18 protein-coding genes are annotated in these 17,435 nt (G+C 66.8%); 11 read left to right on the forward strand and 7 right to left on the reverse strand.

The features are described 5' to 3' along the window. Nucleotides 1-40 precede the first annotated feature (40 nt). From sufC to AC6RIC_RS14095, 7 genes are all read left to right on the forward strand, one after another. The gene (sufC, locus tag AC6RIC_RS14065; protein ID WP_499732787.1) at nucleotides 41-793 is read left to right on the forward strand and encodes a Fe-S cluster assembly ATPase SufC; all 753 of its coding nucleotides are present in this window, start codon (nucleotides 41-43) and stop codon (nucleotides 791-793) included. Next, nucleotides 793-2,142, forward strand: coding sequence for a Fe-S cluster assembly protein SufD (sufD, locus tag AC6RIC_RS14070; RefSeq protein ID WP_499732788.1), 1,350 nt, complete (start codon nucleotides 793-795; stop codon nucleotides 2,140-2,142). Before sufC ends, sufD begins: the two co-directional genes overlap by 1 nt. After that, nucleotides 2,142-2,351 (forward strand): tautomerase family protein, encoded by a 210-nt coding sequence (locus AC6RIC_RS14075; RefSeq protein ID WP_291668402.1) that lies wholly within the window; start codon nucleotides 2,142-2,144, stop codon nucleotides 2,349-2,351. The genes sufD and AC6RIC_RS14075 overlap by 1 nt, the downstream gene beginning before the upstream one ends. A 4-nt stretch (nucleotides 2,352-2,355) precedes the next feature. Then, the gene (locus AC6RIC_RS14080) at nucleotides 2,356-3,594 is read left to right on the forward strand and encodes a cysteine desulfurase (RefSeq protein ID WP_499732789.1); all 1,239 of its coding nucleotides are present in this window, start codon (nucleotides 2,356-2,358) and stop codon (nucleotides 3,592-3,594) included. 15 nt (nucleotides 3,595-3,609) lie between these two features. After that, nucleotides 3,610-3,993 (forward strand): SUF system Fe-S cluster assembly protein, encoded by a 384-nt coding sequence (locus tag AC6RIC_RS14085; RefSeq protein ID WP_454656862.1) that lies wholly within the window; start codon nucleotides 3,610-3,612, stop codon nucleotides 3,991-3,993. A 15-nt stretch (nucleotides 3,994-4,008) separates the two neighbouring features. Further along, a complete protein-coding gene (locus AC6RIC_RS14090; protein ID WP_499732790.1) occupies nucleotides 4,009-4,911 on the forward strand; it encodes a protein-L-isoaspartate O-methyltransferase family protein in 903 nt (300 codons plus the stop codon). 110 nt (nucleotides 4,912-5,021) lie between these two features. Continuing rightward, nucleotides 5,022-5,909, forward strand: coding sequence for a PhzF family phenazine biosynthesis protein (locus AC6RIC_RS14095; protein WP_499732791.1), 888 nt, complete (start codon nucleotides 5,022-5,024; stop codon nucleotides 5,907-5,909). A gap of 184 nt (nucleotides 5,910-6,093) precedes the next feature. On the opposite strand, the gene AC6RIC_RS14100 is transcribed toward AC6RIC_RS14095, so the two are convergent. After that, nucleotides 6,094-6,453 carry an MmcQ/YjbR family DNA-binding protein gene (locus tag AC6RIC_RS14100; RefSeq protein WP_454656865.1) on the reverse strand — a complete coding sequence of 120 codons (360 nt, stop codon included), beginning with the start codon at nucleotides 6,451-6,453 and terminating at the stop codon, nucleotides 6,094-6,096. Between the two features lie 4 nt (nucleotides 6,454-6,457). Next, on the reverse strand, nucleotides 6,458-7,525 hold the full coding sequence (locus tag AC6RIC_RS14105; protein ID WP_499732792.1) for a malate/lactate/ureidoglycolate dehydrogenase: 1,068 nt from the start codon (nucleotides 7,523-7,525) through the stop codon (nucleotides 6,458-6,460). A 232-nt stretch (nucleotides 7,526-7,757) separates the two neighbouring features. On the opposite strand from AC6RIC_RS14105, the gene AC6RIC_RS14110 reads away from it, so the two are divergent. Further along, on the forward strand, nucleotides 7,758-8,147 hold the full coding sequence (locus AC6RIC_RS14110) for a HesB/IscA family protein (protein WP_499732793.1): 390 nt from the start codon (nucleotides 7,758-7,760) through the stop codon (nucleotides 8,145-8,147). A gap of 18 nt (nucleotides 8,148-8,165) precedes the next feature. Here AC6RIC_RS14110 and AC6RIC_RS14115 read toward each other — a convergent pair whose 3' ends face one another. Together AC6RIC_RS14115 and AC6RIC_RS14120 are read right to left on the reverse strand one after the other, a co-directional pair. Next, entirely contained in the window at nucleotides 8,166-9,224 is a 1,059-nt protein-coding gene (locus AC6RIC_RS14115) for a GGDEF domain-containing protein (RefSeq protein WP_488849247.1), read from the reverse strand. Nucleotides 9,225-9,409: 185 nt separating this feature from the next. Beyond that, on the reverse strand, nucleotides 9,410-10,885 hold the full coding sequence (locus tag AC6RIC_RS14120) for a DEAD/DEAH box helicase (RefSeq protein WP_499732794.1): 1,476 nt from the start codon (nucleotides 10,883-10,885) through the stop codon (nucleotides 9,410-9,412). A 162-nt stretch (nucleotides 10,886-11,047) separates the two neighbouring features. Here AC6RIC_RS14120 and AC6RIC_RS14125 point away from each other — a divergent pair, with 162 nt between their 5' ends. Beyond that, complete coding sequence (locus AC6RIC_RS14125; protein ID WP_499732795.1) at nucleotides 11,048-11,743, forward strand: alpha/beta fold hydrolase; 696 nt, start codon at nucleotides 11,048-11,050, stop codon at nucleotides 11,741-11,743. A gap of 6 nt (nucleotides 11,744-11,749) precedes the next feature. Here AC6RIC_RS14125 and AC6RIC_RS14130 read toward each other — a convergent pair whose 3' ends face one another. From AC6RIC_RS14130 to parE, 3 genes are all read right to left on the reverse strand, one after another. Beyond that, nucleotides 11,750-12,010 (reverse strand): hypothetical protein, encoded by a 261-nt coding sequence (locus AC6RIC_RS14130; protein ID WP_454656871.1) that lies wholly within the window; start codon nucleotides 12,008-12,010, stop codon nucleotides 11,750-11,752. Nucleotides 12,011-12,111: 101 nt separating this feature from the next. Next, the gene (locus AC6RIC_RS14135; RefSeq protein WP_499732796.1) at nucleotides 12,112-13,053 is read right to left on the reverse strand and encodes a LysR family transcriptional regulator; all 942 of its coding nucleotides are present in this window, start codon (nucleotides 13,051-13,053) and stop codon (nucleotides 12,112-12,114) included. Between the two features lie 156 nt (nucleotides 13,054-13,209). Beyond that, nucleotides 13,210-15,291 carry a DNA topoisomerase IV subunit B gene (gene parE / locus AC6RIC_RS14140; RefSeq protein WP_499736599.1) on the reverse strand — a complete coding sequence of 694 codons (2,082 nt, stop codon included), beginning with the start codon at nucleotides 15,289-15,291 and terminating at the stop codon, nucleotides 13,210-13,212. Nucleotides 15,292-15,501: 210 nt separating this feature from the next. Here parE and AC6RIC_RS14145 point away from each other — a divergent pair, with 210 nt between their 5' ends. Then, nucleotides 15,502-15,768, forward strand: a complete 267-nt coding sequence (locus AC6RIC_RS14145) for a hypothetical protein (RefSeq protein ID WP_454656873.1) — start codon at nucleotides 15,502-15,504, stop codon at nucleotides 15,766-15,768. Nucleotides 15,769-16,034: 266 nt separating this feature from the next. Further along, nucleotides 16,035-17,426 carry a hypothetical protein gene (locus AC6RIC_RS14150; RefSeq protein WP_499732797.1) on the forward strand — a complete coding sequence of 464 codons (1,392 nt, stop codon included), beginning with the start codon at nucleotides 16,035-16,037 and terminating at the stop codon, nucleotides 17,424-17,426. The last annotated feature ends 9 nt before the right edge of the window (nucleotides 17,427-17,435 follow it).

Genomic DNA, 17,435 nt, shown 5'->3' on the forward strand with positions numbered 1-17,435 from the left:
TCGTGCAGCACCGCGCTCGGGATGACACAGGAACGAAACGATGCTCGAAATTCGCAATCTGGTCGTCAAGATCGCCGACGAGGACAAGCAGATCCTCAACGGCCTGAACCTCACCGTGAACGACGGCGAGGTCGCCGCCATCATGGGGCCGAACGGCTCCGGCAAGTCGACGCTGAGCTATGTCATTGCCGGCAAGGAGGACTATGAGGTTCTCGACGGCGAGATTCTGCTCAACGGCGAGAACGTGCTGGAGATGGAGGCCGATGCCCGCGCCGCCGCCGGCATCTTCCTCGCCTTCCAGTACCCGCTGGAAATCCCCGGCGTCGCCACCATGACCTTCCTGAAGGCGGCCATGAACGCGCAGCGCAAGGCGCGCGGGCAGGACGAATTGTTGACGCCGGACTTCATCAAGCAGGTCAACGCCGCCGCCGACAAGCTCGGCATCGCCAAGGACATGCTGCGCCGTCCGCTCAATGTCGGCTTCTCCGGCGGTGAGAAGAAGCGCATGGAAATCCTTCAGATGGCTCTGCTTTCGCCGTCCATGTGCATCCTCGACGAGACCGATTCCGGCCTCGATATCGACGCGCTGCGCATCGTCGCCGAGGGCGTCAACGCTCTCCGCGACAAGAACCGTGGCTTCCTCGTCATCACCCACTATCAGCGTCTGCTCGACCATATCGTGCCGGATACCGTCCACGTCATGTCGCAGGGCAGGATCGTGAGGACCGGCGGCAAGGAGCTGGCGTTGGAGCTTGAGAAGTCGGGCTATGCGGCCTATGGGGAGGCCGCCTGATGGCCATCGTCACCCCGCTGAAGACGGCGGCCGAACAGCAGCTCGTCCAGCAATACGCTGACAGCAAGGCCGAGCTGCCGGGCGGCCCGGCCGTGCGCAAGCTGCGCGAGGACGCCTTCGCCGGCTTCGAGGCCAAGGGCCTGCCGCATCGCCGGCTCGAATCCTGGCGCTATACCGACCTGCGCACGCTGCTGCGCGAGGCGCGTCCGCTCGCCGGCGGTGCTGCTGTTACGGCGGCGGTTAAGGCTCGCCTCGCCGCGCTGAAGCTCGACGGCCTGCGCCTCGTGCTGGTCGACGGCATCTTCGCGCCGGAACTCTCCACGCTCGACGCGATCCCCGAGGGCGTCTCGGTGCAGTCGCTCGCCGATGCGCTGGTGTCGCAGCGTGAGGACCTGACCCGCATCCTGGCCGGCCCCTCGGTCGGCCATGACGACATGGGTCTTGCGCTCAACACCGCGCTGATGCGCGACGGCGTCTTCGTCGAGATCACTGAGGGCGTCGAGCTGGAGCAGCGGATCGTGATCGTCGCGCTCGCTTCGGGCGAGGAAGAGCGGGCGGTGTTCCACCGCTCGGTCGTGCTGGCCGGCAAGGGCGTCAAGGGCACGATCGTCGAGGTCAGCGAAGCCGCGGGCGATGCCGCGCAGCAGATCAACGGTGCCATCGTCTTCGAGACCGGCGACGAGAGCGAGGTCCAGCATATCCGCATCGTCACCCGCCAGCAGGCGGCGACGGTCGAGGTGCAGAGCCTGCTCGCCACGGTCGGGGCTCACGCGAAGTTCGATTCCTTCGCCCTGATCTGCAATGCCGGCACGGTGCGCCAGCAGCATTTCGTCCGCTATGCCGGCGAGCACACCGAAATCGGCCTGCGCGGCGTCAACCTGATCAACAAGGCGCAGCATTCCGACGTCACGCTGATCGTCGACCACGAGGTGCCGCATGGCACCAGCCGCGAATTGTTCAAGACGATCGCAGGCGGCGAGGCGACCGGCGTGTTCCAGGGTAAGGTCATCGTGCGCAAATACGCGCAGAAGACCGATGGCGGCATGAAGAGCAACGCGCTGCTGCTCAACGACGGCGCCTCGATGTACAACAAGCCCGAGCTTGAGATCTTCGCCGACGACGTGGTCTGCGGCCATGGCGCGACGGTCGCGCAGATCGATGGCGAGCAGCTCTTCTACCTGATGGCGCGCGGCCTGCCGCGCCCGCAGGCCGAGGCGCTGGTGCTGCAGGCCTTCGCCGGCGAGGCGGTCGAGTTCATCACTGATGAGGATGTGCGCGATCTCGTGATCGGCGAGGTCGAGTCGTGGCTGAAGGCCCGCGAGGCCGCTTCCGAGGTGAGCACCGTCTGATGCCGTACATCAATCTCCAGATCACCAAGGGCGCGTCGCGCCAGCAGAAGGCGCAGATCGTGAAGGAATTCACGGAAACGCTGGTCAAGGTGCTCGGCAAGAACCCGCAGAACACCCATATCGTGATCCAGGAGATCGAGCGCGAGGATTGGGGCCATGGCGGCGAACTTGTCGCCGACAAGGCTCCTGCTTCGCCCGGAAAGGCCTGAACCGATGAACGCGCTGGCGAAGCCCTACGATGTCTTGGGCGTCCGGAAGGATTTCCCGATCCTGAGCCGGGAGGTCTATGGCAAGCCGCTGGTCTATCTCGACAACGCCGCCTCGGCCCAGAAGCCGGAAGCGGTGATCGAGGCGATGACGCGGCTGATGCGGGAGGACTACGCCAATGTCCATCGCGGCCTGCACTATCTCGCCAACGCTTCGACGGAAGCCTATGAGGCGGCTCGCGAAAGCGCGCGCCGCTTCCTGAACGCGGCGCATCTGGAGGAGATCGTGTTCACGCGCTCCTCCACCGGTGCGCTCAACACCGTCGCATCCTCGCTCGGGCGCTACCTCAAGATCCAGGAAGGCGACGAGATCATCCTCTCGATCCTGGAGCACCATTCCAACATCGTGCCCTGGCACTATTGGCGCGAGCGCCATGGCGCCGTGATCAAATGGGCGCCGATCGACGAGGACGGCAATTTCCTCATCGAGGAATTCGAGAAGCTGATCTCGCCGCGCACCAAGGTGGTGTCGTTGACCCAGATGTCGAACGCGATCGGCACGATTATCCCGATCGCCGAGGTCGCCGCGATCTGCCATTCCTATGGCATTCCGCTGGTGGTCGACGGCAGCCAGGGCGCCGTGCACATGCCGGTCGACGTGCAGGCGCTGGGCTGCGATTTCTACGCTTTCACCGGCCACAAGACCTATGGGCCGACCGGCTCGGGCATCCTCTGGGGCAAGAAGGAATGGCTCGACAAGCTTCCGCCTTACGAGGGCGGCGGCGAGATGATCGTCACCGTCAGCGAAGACAGCGTGACCTATAACGACCCGCCGCATCGCTTCGAATCCGGCACGCCGGCGATCGTCGAGGCGGTGGGCTTAGGCGCTGCGCTCGACTACATGATGGCGCTCGGCCGCGAGAACATTGCCGCGCACGAGGCCAGGCTCGGCGCCTATGCGATGGAGCGTCTCGGCGAGATGAACTCGATCCGCATCTTCGGCAAGGCGCGGGAGAAGGGCGCGATCGTCGCCTTCGAGATGAAGGGCGCCCATGCCCATGACGTCGCGACGGTGATCGACCGCGCCGGTGTCGCAGTCAGGGCCGGCACCCATTGCGCCATGCCGCTTTTGGCACGATATGGAGTGACATCGACCTGCCGTGCCTCCTTCGGGCTCTACAACACGCTCGAAGAGGTGGACAAGCTGGTCGATGCCCTGCGGAAGGCCGAGAGCCTGTTCGCCTGACCGGGATTTGAAGAAATGACCGACAGCGTCGCCGAAGACATCAAGCCGAACGCTCCTGCCATGGGCAAGGGCGCCGCGCTGCCGCCGGAAGAGATCGACCGGCTGACGGACGACATCATCGCCGCCCTGAAGACGGTCTACGACCCCGAGATTCCCTCGGATATCTACGAACTCGGCCTGATCTACCGCGTCGATATCGCCGACGACCGGCAGATCACGATCGACATGACGCTGACCGCGCCGGGCTGCCCGGTGGCCGGCGAGATGCCGGGTTGGGTCGAGAACGCCGTCAGCACGGTGCCGGGCGTCGCCGGTGTGACCGTCAACATGACCTTCGATCCGCCTTGGGACCAGTCGCGCATGTCCGACGAGGCCCGCGTCGCGCTCGACATGTGGTGAGCGCAAAGCCGGCTCTTGAGTGCGCGCTTCACCCCGGCTGAGCTGACGATCGTCAGGCGCGCCTTTGCGGCGCAGGTCTTGGCTGCTGCCGGCGTCGAGGGCAATGCGGCGCTATTCGAGGCCTTCGCCAGCGTGCCGCGCGAGGACTTCGTCGGGCCGGCGCCCTGGCAGGCGGTTCGGCAGCGCGCTTATGGCTCTGTGGTCTCCGACGATCCGGTCGTGCTCTACCAAGACGTCAACTTCGCCCTGTCGCCGGGGCGGGGCGTCAACAATGGCAGCCCGACCCTGCATGCGAGCTGGCTCGACGAACTTGGTCCGCTGGCCGGCGCGCGGGTCGTGCATGTCGGGGCCGGGACAGGGTACTACACTGCCTTGCTGTCGCGTCTGGCCGGCAAGGACGGCCGCGTTCTCGCGATCGAATACGACCCTGAACTCGCTGATCGCGCCCGGCGCAATCTGGCCGGTTTCGAGAATGTGTCGCTGATCACCGGCGATGGCACGGCAACCGTGCTGGAGCCGAGCGACGCGATCTATGTCAATTTTGCCGCCGGTCGGCCAGCCGATCACTGGATCGAGGCGCTCGCGCTTGGTGGGCGGCTCGTCTTCCCGCTGGGCGTGCCCGGCCGCAAGCGCGGAACCACCGGCGGGCAGCATGCAGGCGGCGGCGGTTTCCGGATCGAGCGGACGGCTGGCGGCTTCGCCGCAACCTGCCTCGGGCCGGCGTTCTTCGTCTATGCCGAGGGAGCGCTGGCGCCATCGGCCGAAGACGGTGAGGCGCTGCGCGAGGCCTTCAAGGCGGGTGGCGTCGAATTCGTCCGGAGTCTTCGGTGGAAGGATGCGGCGGTTCCGGGACGATCCTGGTTCGCGGGCGCAGGCTGGAGCCTCTGCTATGACGAGCCGGCGGCTTCCGAACGGTGAGCGCCGAGCTGGCCGTGACGCCGGCGTGATGAAACGCATTCCATCGCTTCATTGGCGTTGAGGTTGTTTCGCTGGCACGAAGGGGGCGCTATCCGCTCTTGGAGCCCGCCATGACCAGCTTTCCCTACGAGACCGTCGACGTCTTCACCGATCGTCCCTTCGGCGGCAACCAGCTCGCCGTGTTCACCGATGCGCGCGGGTTGTCCGATGCCCAGATGCAGTCGCTCGCGGCGGAGATGAACTATAGCGAGACGACCTTCGTCCTGCCGCCGGACGATCCGGCCAATGATGCGCGCGTGCGCATCTTCCATCGCACGGCCGAGATGCCCTTCGCCGGCCACCCGAATGTCGGCACGGCCTGCGTGCTGGCCCGCCAGGGCCGTGATCGCAACGGTTTGCTGCGCTTCGAGCAGATGGCCGGGCTGGTCGAGATCGCGGTGGAGCGGGATGCCGCTGGTGCCGTGACCGGCGCTGTCATCGCCGCGCCGCAGGCGCTTTCGCTCGGGATAGAATTGCCGGTCGACGGCATCGCCGCCTGTGCCGGCGTAGCGGCGTCCGATATCGTCACCAGTCGCCACAAGCCGGTCCAGGCATCGCTCGGCGTGAGGTTCGTGCTGGCGCAGGTCACACCGGCCGCGCTGACCGGCGCGACTCCCGACATCACCGCCTTCCGCAAGCTGGAGGGGCAGAATCCCGAATTGCAGGGGCGGCTCTCGCTGTTCCTCTATGCCCGCGACGGCAATGCCATCCGGGCGCGGATGTTCGCTCCGCTGGCCGGCACCTGGGAAGACCCGGCCACCGGCAGCGCCAGCGCAACGCTCGGCGCATTGCTCCTGTCGCTCGATGGCGGCGACGAAGCCGCCTACAGCATCACGCAGGGCGTCGAAATGGGGCGCCCGAGCCTGTTGAACGTCACATCGCGCCGCGCCGCCGACGGGATCCGTTCGCGGGTCGGCGGCGGCTGCGTGCCGATGTTCCGCGGCGAGGCGCTGCTATAGGCACTATAGGCATTACCTTTGTCATTCCGGGGCGCGCCACAGGCGCGAACCCGGAACCCACGACGGGGTGAGACATTCGATGCCGGGTGGTGGATCGCTCGCCCGGTCGTGGGTTCTGGGTTCTTCGCTTCGCGAAGCCCCGGAATGACAGACGTGGAAGCGAACCTGCAACCACCTCTGTCGCCTAACCCAGCCCCAGCTCCGCCCGCACCCGCTTCGTCAGCCCGGCAGCGGCGAGGCGATGGCTCTCGGCGAGATAATCGCGCAGGGCATCGTCCGGCATGCTCTCGCCGGTGAGCCACTGAATCCATTTCATGCCGCGCGAGGCGAGATAAGGCGCGGGCCTGAGGCCCGGCTGCTCGCGCAGGATGTCGAAACCCATCGGGGAGCATTTGAAGGACACGGCCATCTCGCCATCCTCCTGCTGCCGGCCGATGGCGAAGACCTTGCCGCCGACCTTCCAGACATCGGCGCCGCCCCATTGCACGACATGGCTCGTGGCGGGGAGGCTCGCGCAGAAGGCGTTGTAGACTTCGGGCGACATGCTCTCAGTAGCTCTCGGCGTCGAGGCCATGCTGCCTGGCGGCGGCCACGATCTGCGACCAGGTTTCGTCGTCGAGCGGAATGCCTGCCGCCTGCCGCTCGATCCTGACCTTGCGCTCTTTGTCACCGGGCGCCAGCACCGGATTGGCCGGGTCCATCGGCTTCGCGGCACGGACGAAGGCAAGATAGCTCTCGGTGCGGCTGCGGCGCAGCTCCGCGTCCGGCTCGAGCCGGGCGGGGTCGATGATGACGCCGAAGAGCGAATTGATGACCCAGGTCTTCTGCGGCTTCTGGTCGATGCGGGCGGCGCCCATCAGGCCGGCCGAGAGCAGTTCGGCGATCAGCGAGAGGCCGGCGCCCTTATGGTCGCCGAAGGGCAGGAGCGCGCCGAGCGGATGATCCGGGCTGGCGAAGACATGGGCCGGGTCGGTGGTCGGGCGGCCCTCGCCGTCGATGATATAGCCGGGCGGCACCTGCTCCCCCTTGTTGAGGGCGACGCGTGCCTTGCCATGGGCCATGCGGCTGGTGGCGAAGTCGAGGACCAGCGGGTCGCCGCCGGGCACGGGGATGCCGATCGCATGGGGATTGGTGCCGAAACGGGCTTCCTTCGCCGCATAGGGCGCGACGATCGGCGGACGGCCGGCGACATTGACCCAGAAGAAGGAGATCAGCCCAGCGTCGGCCGCGACCTCGGCATAATGGCCGATGCGGCCGATATGATGGGAATCGAGCAGGTTGACGATGGCGACGCCGCCGGTCTGCGCCATGGCGATGGCACGGTCGACAGCATTGCGGGCGTTCGGCTGGCCGAGCGCGATCTTGCCGTCGATGATCAGGAAGGGCGCGGCGTCGACGCGTGTCTGCGGTTGCGAGGCCGGGCTGAGATTGCCGTCCGCCAGCGACTGGAAATAGAGCGGCAGCATGCCGACGCCGTGGCTGTCATGGCCGCTGAGATTGGCGAGGACGAGATGATCGGCGGTCTCCTGCGCTTCGGCATCGGTCCAGCCGGCCTTCACGACCATGTCGCGGACGAGGGCATGCAACGATTCGGGGCGATGCAGACGATGCGCCATGGGTTTCCTGCCGTTTGGAAGAGGTCTTGTCGGAAGAGGTCTTGGAGCCTCGGGGATTCTTAAGCGCCAGAGTGCATGAGCCGGATCGTTCCGCAATGCGTGGGGCGGGCAGGGGCCGGATCGTGGGCGCATGGCGCGCGGTCGGCATCTCGACGAAAGCCCTGCCGATCCCTATGTTGTCGGGAACAATCTTGCTTCACCGGGCCTTGAACCCGGTCGAGGAGGGAAACAGATGTTTTCGATACCGGGCCTCAAGGTCATTTCGCTGACCGACGCCGCGGCGGCCCGCATCCGCGAGATCATGGCGCAATCCCTTGGTGGGGACGCCCCGGCACTCGGCCTCAGGGTCGGCGTCAAGAAGGGCGGCTGCGCCGGCATGGAATACACCTTCGAGATCGCGCGCGCGGTCAACAAGGGCGACGAGGTCGTGACCGATAAGGATGCGACGGTGGTCGTGGATGCCAAGGCCGTGCTGTTCCTGCTCGGCACCGAGCTCGACTTCAAGACCGACCGGTTCTCATCGACCTTCGTCTTCAACAATCCCAATCAGGTCTCGGCCTGCGGCTGCGGCGAATCCGTCGAGATCAAGCCGCGCAGCGAGAGCGTGCTGACGGCGCCCTGAGGCAGGCGACGCCTCGGCTCAGGCGACGCGGCTCGCCGTCTCCACGACATCTTCGGTGACGGTGCGGTTGCGGCCGTCGCGCTTGGCCTGCATCAGGGCCTGGTCTGCCCGGTCGACCAAGGAGCCCGCGGTGTCGCCGCGACGATAACTGGCGACGCCGAGCGAGATGGTGATGCGACCGAGATTTTCATTCGTCGAGCGCTTGATCAGTTCGCGGGTGAGCAGTGCCTGACGCACCGTCTCGGCACCGAACTTGCCGGCGATCAGGTCTGCCTCGGGCAGGATGATGGCGAATTCCTCGCCGCCGAAGCGGGTGATGACCGCCTTGTCCTTGAATTTGTCCTTCATCGTGCGCGCGACGAGACGCAGCACCTGGTCGCCAGTCAAATGGCCATGGGCATCGTTGAAGCGCTTGAAGAAGTCGATATCGGCCATGACCAGCGCGAAGGGCTCGCGGCGCAGCGTCGCCTGATCGATCGACTTCTGCAGCATCTCCTCGAAATGGCGGCGGTTGGCGAGCCCGGTCAGCGGATCGGTCAGGGCCTCGGCGCGGGTCGATTCCAGGGCTTCGCGCAGGTTACGGATCTCGTTGGAGCTGTTGCGCAATTCCGCTTCGAGCTGCGCCTTGCGCGTGACTTCCTCGCGGGTCGACATCACCAGAGCCTCGACCCATTCGCGCAGCTTGTGACGGTCCGTCGGCGGCGGCACATCCTCGGACATCGCGCAGAGCCGGCCGTGATAGAGTTCGCTGGAGCCAAGCGCCTTGTCGACCAGACCCATCATCGCGTCGATCTCGCCGAGCACCTGCAGGCTCGTGCGCTCGGCCTGGCGCGAGAAGCGCTCGGTCGAGATGAAGCGTTCGTAGAGGCTGTCGATATCGGCGGCACTGACCTGACCGTCACTGCCGGTGAGGATCGCGCTCATCGCGACGCTGACGGCCGGCATCTCGCCGCTCAGATGGGCGTACCAGACCTCGAAGGCGCGCGGATAGCTCGGCGAGCCATGCTGTCGCATCGCCGCGACGACGCGCTCGGCGAGATCGTCAGTGCGGGCGGGAACCGAAACCAGGTCGTCCATGCCTTCGCCATCCGGTATGAAGCCGGTTCGCGGCCTTCGGCCACGTCAGCTTCGATTGACACAATCGAAGCGGGACATCCTGTCCGTATATACGGCGGCATGCGCCCGTTCGCCGCGATGGTCATTCCATCGCTGCGAAGGGCAATCTAGGTCGATGTCGTTAAAAACGAGTTGATGCTGTTACGTTAGCCGACGCGTGCCGGACGCAGCAGGAAGGCCGGGACGTGATCGCCCAGGCCCTTCACCTGCGGGCCGTCATCGTCGTCGCGCGTACGGGGGGCACGGGAGCGCCGGGGTTCGTCCTGATTCCGCGCTACGGGCGGTGGCGCTGCCGTCTCGGAATCGGGCCGGATCGGCACGCGGCGCGGCTTGCGCTGTGTGTCGGCCACGTTCTCATCTGTATCCGAGCGCGAGGCACCGGATTCCGCGCGTGCGCCGCGCTCGGGACGGCCGCGACCACCACGCGACGAGGAACGCTTGTCGTCCCGGCGGCCACCGCGACGCTCGTCGCGCGGCTCGCCCGGAGGCAGTCCATCGAGGCCGGGGCCTTCGAAGGCGATGGTCTGGCCGGTCAGTTTCTCCACGGCGGAGACGAGCTTGTCGTCATGACGCGTGACGATGGTGAAGGCTGAACCGAGGCGGCCGGCGCGGCCGGTGCGGCCGATGCGGTGGACATAGTCCTCGGCATGGGTCGGCACGTCGAAATTGAAGACATGGCTGACGGCGGGGATATCAAGGCCGCGCGCCGCGACATCGGAGGCGACGAGGATCGGGTTCTCGCCGGTCCGGAACGATTCCAGCGCCGCCATGCGGGCATACTGGTCCATGTCGCCATGGAGCGCGACGGCGGGAAAGCCGTGGCGTTGCAGCGACTTGTGCAGCGTCGCGACATCGCGCTTGCGGTTGCAGAAGACGATCGCGTTCTGCAGGTCGGTGGCGCCCTTGATCAGCTTGCGCAGCGTCTCGCGCTTCTCGAAATCCTGGGGATTGGAGGCGATCAGGCGCTGGGTGATCGTCGCGGCGGCAGTGGCCGGGCGGGAGACCTCGACGCGGACCGGATTGTGCAGGAACTGCTCGGAAATGCGGGTGATCTCGGGCGGCATCGTCGCGGTGAAGAACAGCGTCTGCCGGGTGAAGGGAACAAGTTTGCAAACCCGCTCGATGTCCGGGATGAAGCCCATGTCGAGCATGCGGTCGGCTTCGTCGATGACGAGGAGCTCGACGCCGGTGAGCAGCAGCTTGCCACGCTCGACATGATCGAGCAGGCGGCCGGGCGTCGCGATCAGCACGTCGACGCCGCGGGTGATCTTGGCATCCTGGTCGCCGAAGGAGACGCCGCCGATCAGCAATGCGACCGAAAGCTTCTGATTGACGCCGTAGCGAACGAAGTTTTCCTCGACCTGGGCGGCGAGCTCGCGCGTCGGCTCCAGGATCAGGGTGCGCGGCATCCGGGCCCGGGCGCGGCCGGTTTCCAGGATGGTCAGCATCGGCAGCGTGAAGGCCGCGGTCTTGCCCGTGCCGGTCTGGGCGATGCCCAGAACGTCCTTGCGAGCAAGGACATGCGGAATGGCCTGGGCCTGGATGGGGGTCGGCGTGTTATAGCCTGCGGCCGTGACGGCCGTCAGAACCTTTTCACTCAAGCCGAGTTCGGCAAATGACATCGCGTATGCTGCTTCTTCTGGGTCGGTGAAACGCGGCGGGATGACCTGCTCAACCACCACGTTGGCGCGACGACAGTTCCTGCGCGCCTTCGGACTCGTGTGGAATGCAAAGAAAACGCGGCAAAGTCAATCATCTAGCCTTGAAAGGACTGCTTTAACCTCATGAAGGAGCCGCTCGTTCTCGTTCCCGGCCTGAGTTGCAACGCCGCGCTCTATGCTTCGCAATGGCCCGCGCTTGCCGATGGACGCCCGATCCTCGTCGCCGATCACGCCCGTGACGAAACGCTTTCGGCCATCGTTCAGCGCCTGCTTGCGGCCGCTCCGCCGCGTTTTGCGCTCTGCGGCCTGTCGATGGGCGGTTATATCGCGTTCGAGCTCCTGCGGCAGGCGCCGGAGCGCGTGACGCGGCTCGCCTTGCTCGACACCAGCGCCAGGCCGGCGACGCCCGAGACAAACCTGCCGCGCGAGCAGATGATCGCGCTGGCCGAGAAGGGCGCCTTCGACAACGTCACCACGCTGCTCTGGCAGAAGCTGGTGGCGCCGGCGCGCCTGGCGGACGAGCCATTGCGCCTGCTGGTGCGCCGGATGGCCGACGAGGTCGGGGTCGACGGCTTCGTGCGCCAGCAGAAGGCGATCATGCAACGGCCGGATTCAAGGCCGGTGCTGGCGGGGCTATCGATCCCGGTGCTGGTGCTGGTCGGAGCGGAGGATGAGATCACGCCCGTCGCCGAGGCGCGGGACATGGCCGGTCTCGCCGGCGCACGCGCGCGGCTCGCGATCGTTCCCGGCTGCGGCCATCTGTCGACGCTGGAAGCGCCGGAGGCTGTGACGGCGGAATTGCTGCGCTGGCTCGGCTGATCGCGCTCAGCGGGGCAGGGCGCAGGGGTCGAGCTTCGCTGCGTTCGCCGCCTGGGTGATCGAGCCCGTGATCATCGGGTCGATCGCTTGGCGCTTCGAGGCGGCGAGGCTGACCTGTGCCATGCGCTCCTTGTCGAGCGAGGCGGTCTGGCTCGACAGGAAATTCGCGGCAATGACCGACAGGAAGGCGATGGCCGCTCCCGCCTTGGCGATGTCGGCGGCGATGGTGCCGCGATTGTTCTTCCAGAACATCTCGATCAGGCGCATGGCGCACTCTCCGCGGCCCGTGAGGTCACGAGCTTTGCGTCAACATGCGCGCCCAGCAGTAAAGGGATGGTTAGCCAAGTCTTGCCGGGTTCGTGGCGACTTTAGGGATCGTCGGTCTTCTCGACGGTTCGGCCTGCCAGGAGGGCCTGGCGCTCCTTGAAGAGCTTGCGCAGGGCGCTCAACACGGCGGCGACGCCCGGCCTGCGGCGCGAGACCTCGTGCGAGACCAGGAAGATGTCGTCACCGGTCTGCTCGGGCGGCGGCGCTAGACGGCGCAAGGTCGGATCGGCATCGCCCATGAAGCAGGGCGCCATCGACAATGCCCCGGACGAGCGGATGCTTTCGTAGCGGGCGGCGGAATCGCCGACGCGGGCAGCGATCGGCCGGCCGGCGGCATAGGCCATGATGTGATCGTCGATCCGCGAGGAGGTTTCGCGGTTGACGGAGATGATCGGCGCGGTCGCGGGATCGATGTCGCGACGGACATAGAGCGCCTGCATCAGGCGCCCGACCTTCTGGGCGTAATGGCCGGGCTCACCCGGGACCCTCGTCATGCGGAGCGCGATATCGGCTTCGCCGCGCGCCAGATCGAGCCGGTTGCGCGTGCTGATGATGACGATCTCGACGCCGCCAGCCGCTTGCGAGATCGCCGTCGCGTTCATCGTCAGGAGCAGGCTGATCGAGGTTGTCGCGGTGATGCGGACCGGCGCATCGGCCTGCGGGCGGGCTGCATCGGCGCGAATTGCGAAGCGTCTTGCGGCAGTCTCGACGAGGGCGGCCTCGGCCGCGAGCTCCAAGCCGACGGCGGTCGGCACAAGCCGGTTGGCCTCGCGGGTGAAAAGCTGCAGGCCGAGAGCGGTTTCGAAGCCCTTGAGCCGGCGCGCGACGGTCGCTTCGCTCAGGCCGAGCTGTGCCGCCGCCACGGCCATCGACCCACCGACGGCGATGGCGTTGAAGATCCGGATGTCGTCCCAGGACGCCTGTCCGGCTGGCGATGCCAGTTCACCGTCGCGTCGAGATGGAGGGGAAGCAGGCTCGCCCATGCCGTCAGCGGCCAGTCCCAGGTGGTGTGGTGTCGGCGGTCATGACGGTCCGGGGTGTGATGAGGGTTCGGCATGCGCGAACCCTGCCGGGAAACTGTGTGCCGGGCAGCCCGCCGGGCCTGAGCCCCAGCCCTGCAAACATGCAGGGCTCGGCGCTCACAGGTCGATCAGTTCGCCGGCAAAGGCGGCGCGTTCCTGGATGAAGATGAAGCGCGCTTCCGGCTTGTTGCCCATCAGGCGCTCGACCGTGTCGGCGGTCTCCTCCTTGGCCTCGTGATCGACCATGACCTTGAGCAGGATGCGCTTGCTCGGGTCCATGGTGGTTTCTTTGAGTTGCGCCGGCATCATCTCGCCGAGGCCTTTGAAGCGGGAGATTTCCGGCTTCTTGCCCTTGAACACGGTCTCGATCAGCTCGTCCTTATGGGCGTCGTCGCGGGCATAGACGCTCTTTCCGCCATGCTGGAGCCGGTAGAGCGGCGGCACGGCGAGGTAGAGATGGCCCTTCTCGATCAGCCGCGGCATCTGGCGCCAGAAGAACGTGACGAGCAGCGAAGCGATGTGCGCGCCGTCGACATCCGCGTCGGTCATCACGATGACCTTCTCGTAGCGCAGGTCGTCCTCGCGGAACTGGGTGCCGATGCCGCAGCCGAGCGCGAGGATCAGGTCGGCGAGCTGCTGGTTGGCATTGAGCTTCTCGCGCGTCGCATTGGCGACGTTGAGGATCTTGCCGCGCAAGGGGAGGATTGCCTGGTTCGAGCGGTTGCGCGCCTGCTTGGCCGAGCCGCCGGCCGAGTCGCCCTCGACGATGAAGAGCTCGGAGCCGGCCGCGCCTGCATTCGAGCAATCGGCGAGCTTGCCGGGCAGGCGCAGCTTACGCGTCGCGGTCTTGCGCGAAACTTCCTTTTCGAGGCGCCGGCGCAGGCGCTCCTCGGCGCGGTCGACCGACCAGTCGAGCAGGCGCAGGGCCTGTTGCGGCGCGGCGGCGAGCCAATGGTCGAAGGCGTCGCGCATCGCGTTTTCGACGATGCGATGTGCTTCCTGCGTCGCAAGCTTGTCCTTGGTCTGACCCTGGAATTCGGGCTCGCGGATGAAGACCGAGAGCATGGCGGCACAGGTCGCCATGACGTCGTCGGAGGTGACCTGCGCCATGCGCTTGGACTGGCCGATACGCTCGGCATGGTCGCGCAGGCCGCGCAGCAGGGCGATGCGCAGGCCCTGCTCGTGGGTGCCGCCCTCGGGCGTCGGGATCGTGTTGCAATAGGAGGAGGAGAAACCGTCCTCGCCGGTCGCGAGCCAGGCCACCGCCCATTCCAGCGAGCCGTGGCTGCCTTCCTTGGTGATCTTGCCGGAGAAGATCGGTTCGGCGACGAGGTCCTTGCCCTCGATCTCGCGGCCGAGATAGTCGCGCAAGCCGCCGGGGAAGCGGAACACGGCCTCGGCGGCGACATCGCCTTCCGGCTTCAGCAGCGACGGCGCGCAGGTCCAGCGGATCTCGACGCCGCCGAAGAGATAGGCCTTGGAGCGCGCCATGCGGAACAGGCGGGCGGGGGAGAAATGCGCGCCTTCGCCGAAGATCTGCGCATCCGGGTGGAAGCGCACCCGAGTGCCGCGCCGGTTGGCGACGGCGCCGACGGTCTCCAGTGGCCCCTGCGGCAGGCCGCGCGAGAAAATCTGGCGGTAGAGTGTCTTGCCGCGCGCGACCTCGACCTCGAGCCGGTCCGACAGGGCGTTGACCACGGAAACGCCGACGCCGTGCAGGCCGCCCGAGGTCTCATAGGCCTTGGAATCGAACTTTCCGCCGGCATGCAGCGTCGTCATGATGACTTCGAGCGCCGATTTGCCGGGGAATTTCGGGTGCGGATCGACCGGAATGCCGCGGCCGTTATCGGTCACCGCGATCGAGCCGTCCTCGAACAACTCGACATCGATGAAGGTGGCGTGGCCCGCCACCGCCTCGTCCATGGCGTTGTCGATCACTTCGGCGAAGAGGTGGTGCAGGGCGCGCTCGTCGGTGCCGCCGATATACATGCCCGGCCGGCGGCGGACCGGCTCCAGTCCTTCGAGGACCTCGATCGCCGAAGCGTCGTAGCCGGCCTCGGACAGCGTGCCGTTGCGGGCGGGCGCGGCAGCGGTCGCCGCCGCCTTGGGGCTCGCGGCAGGCGGGCGCGCTTCCGGTCGCGGGCTCGCCGTGTCGGGCCGCTCCGGTTCTCCGCCGAAAAGATCGCCGTTATCCGCCATTGCCACCAATTGCTTCCTGATTCGCGACTGTGAACTCTAACGCATCGTGCGCCGCCATGCCCTGTCAGGGGCAGCTTATAGACACCTCATCCGAGGATCGAAACCGCTTCGTCGCCGCAGAGCACCCGCCCGTCACATCCCTGTCGTCGAGATCGGGAAGAGCGAGGTGGAACGGGTCCGTTCAGGCCACGTTAACCATCGGAGCCGAGGATGATCAGCACGATCTGGCCTATGCGGATTTCCGCAATGCGCTATGATCGGTCGGAAGGGGGGAAGGCCGTGGCGTCGCGTCAGTCAGTGCCGGTTGCGGGTATCGCGGGTCTGCAGCGTGCTGCACGCCTCGCCGGCGAATCCTTCGGTCATGAGGATGTGATCGGCACGCCCCTGGCGACGCACGATCCGCACGCCGCGCGCTGGCTCTGGTGGCTGGCCGCGATCGCCGCTTCGGCCGGGCTGGCGGTTCTGCATTTCTCCTGAGTGTCTGATCGAAAATTCGAGCCCTCATCCTGAGGAGCCGCCATTTCTGACGAAATGGCGGCTCCTCAGGATGAGGGCTGAGGGAATAGCCGGCGAGATAAAGACGGCACCGCTCCTCCAGCGCGGAAATATCAACCTTTTTGCCCTAGGTCTGCGGTCGGAGGGCAATCCGATGTGCTGCGCCATCGCGAGGGATTTCAAGGCGGCCAATAGCGGCGCGCGGCTGTGCGCCGTGGCTGGCCTGGGCTGAGCAGGGCGTCGCGCCGGTGGGTCAGCTCGTCGCTCTCGGAGCCTATGCCTATCAGGCCGTGCTGGCGCTCGTGCTGCTGCTGCTGGTCTCGCGCATCCTGCCGCCGCAGGAATTCACGCATTACTCGCTCTTCGTCACGATCAGCCAGTTCGCCAGCATCGCCGTCTTCGAATGGATACGGTTCTCCTGCAGCCGGTTCTACCCCGGCGCCGACGAGGCGGCGCAGCGCTCGGTGATCCTCTATGCCTTCGCTGCCTGTGCCGGGCTTTGCCTGCTGGCGGGCGGAGGCGTTCTCGCGTCGGGCATCATCTCCGCGGGCATCGCCGTCGGCGGCGCCTTGGTGGCGGTATTCCAGGGCGGCACCGAGCTGCATCTGACGATGCTGCGCTTTCGGCAGGACTTCCGGCTGTTCTCGACCCTGCAAGCCGCCCGCGCGTCGCTGCTGGCGATCGGGACGGTCGGCGGAGTTCTGCTCGTTCCGACGCTGTCCGGCGCGGTGGCCGGCATGCTGGCCGGAGGCCTCGCCTATGTCGTGCTGGCGCGGCTTGCCGGCGGCTCCCTGGCGCAGGGGCTCCGGCGCCCGCAGCGCCATCTCGTGACGAAATACCTGGCCTATGGCGGCGTCTCGGCCGGAGCATCAGTCGCTAGCCTGCTGGCGCCGCTCGGGCTCAAGACGCTGATCACGGCCATGATCGGCAGCCAGGGCGCGGCCGGCGCGTTGCTGGCGCTCGACCTGCTGCAGCGGCCCTTCATCCTGGTCGTCTCGGCGCTGCATGCGATCCGCTATCCCGAACTGGTCGCGAGCTATGACCGGGAGCCGGGCTCGCCGGCATTCCGTGAGCGCCTCGGCGGCTATTACGGGCAATTGGCGAATTGCTCGCTCGTGGCGGCGGCCGTGATCCTGTGCCTGCTGGCGCCGGTTGCCGCCTGGCTGGTCAAGGCCGAGCTGCGCGAGGCCTTCCTGCTGGCCGCGCCGGCCGTGACGATCCTCGCGCTGCTGCGGGCCTGGGTCCAGAACCTGCTGCCGACGCCGGCGCATCTGGCGCAGCGCCTGCGGCCGATCATCGGGCTCGCCGTTGCTGACGCCATCCTGCTCAACCTGAGCGCGCTCGCCGGCTGGACCCTGTCCGGCGGCTCGCTGGCCGGGCTGCTCTATAGCGGTGCCGCCGGGGCGGCCGTCGCCGTCATGCTGGGGACGCCGCTCTTCCTGTCGATGCCGTTCCGCTGGCCGCGATTCACGCTGGGCAGCGCGCTGGCCGCGCTCGCCGTCGCGGGGATCGCCAATGGCGGCACCCCGCAGACATCATTGCCGGTGTCTCTGGTGGTCTTCCTGCTGTGCATCCCGCCGACGGTCGCGACCGTCACCGCATTGCTCCAGCGCCAGGACGCGTCGCCGAAGATGTCCTGACGGGCGCGG

The sequence above is a fragment of the Allobosea sp. TBD101 genome, from assembly GCF_059817965.1.

Bases quoted from the DNA above. Each gene is read 5' to 3' on its own strand.
- parE (WP_499736599.1), bottom strand. From the start codon at position 15,291: ATGGCGGATAACGGCGATCTTTTCGGCGGAGAACCGGAGCGGCCCGAC.
- sufD (WP_499732788.1), top strand. From the start codon at position 793: ATGGCCATCGTCACCCCGCTGAAGACGGCGGCCGAACAGCAGCTCGTC.
- AC6RIC_RS14130 (WP_454656871.1), bottom strand. From the start codon at position 12,010: ATGCGCCTGATCGAGATGTTCTGGAAGAACAATCGCGGCACCATCGCC.
- AC6RIC_RS14110 (WP_499732793.1), top strand. From the start codon at position 7,758: ATGTTTTCGATACCGGGCCTCAAGGTCATTTCGCTGACCGACGCCGCG.
- AC6RIC_RS14135 (WP_499732796.1), bottom strand. From the start codon at position 13,053: ATGGGCGAGCCTGCTTCCCCTCCATCTCGACGCGACGGTGAACTGGCA.
- AC6RIC_RS14075 (WP_291668402.1), top strand. From the start codon at position 2,142: ATGCCGTACATCAATCTCCAGATCACCAAGGGCGCGTCGCGCCAGCAG.
- AC6RIC_RS14120 (WP_499732794.1), bottom strand. From the start codon at position 10,885: ATGTCATTTGCCGAACTCGGCTTGAGTGAAAAGGTTCTGACGGCCGTC.
- AC6RIC_RS14105 (WP_499732792.1), bottom strand. From the start codon at position 7,525: ATGGCGCATCGTCTGCATCGCCCCGAATCGTTGCATGCCCTCGTCCGC.
- AC6RIC_RS14080 (WP_499732789.1), top strand. From the start codon at position 2,356: ATGAACGCGCTGGCGAAGCCCTACGATGTCTTGGGCGTCCGGAAGGAT.
- AC6RIC_RS14115 (WP_488849247.1), bottom strand. From the start codon at position 9,224: ATGGACGACCTGGTTTCGGTTCCCGCCCGCACTGACGATCTCGCCGAG.
- AC6RIC_RS14095 (WP_499732791.1), top strand. From the start codon at position 5,022: ATGACCAGCTTTCCCTACGAGACCGTCGACGTCTTCACCGATCGTCCC.
- sufC (WP_499732787.1), top strand. From the start codon at position 41: ATGCTCGAAATTCGCAATCTGGTCGTCAAGATCGCCGACGAGGACAAG.
- AC6RIC_RS14145 (WP_454656873.1), top strand. From the start codon at position 15,502: ATGATCAGCACGATCTGGCCTATGCGGATTTCCGCAATGCGCTATGAT.
- AC6RIC_RS14085 (WP_454656862.1), top strand. From the start codon at position 3,610: ATGACCGACAGCGTCGCCGAAGACATCAAGCCGAACGCTCCTGCCATG.
- AC6RIC_RS14100 (WP_454656865.1), bottom strand. From the start codon at position 6,453: ATGTCGCCCGAAGTCTACAACGCCTTCTGCGCGAGCCTCCCCGCCACG.
- AC6RIC_RS14125 (WP_499732795.1), top strand. From the start codon at position 11,048: ATGAAGGAGCCGCTCGTTCTCGTTCCCGGCCTGAGTTGCAACGCCGCG.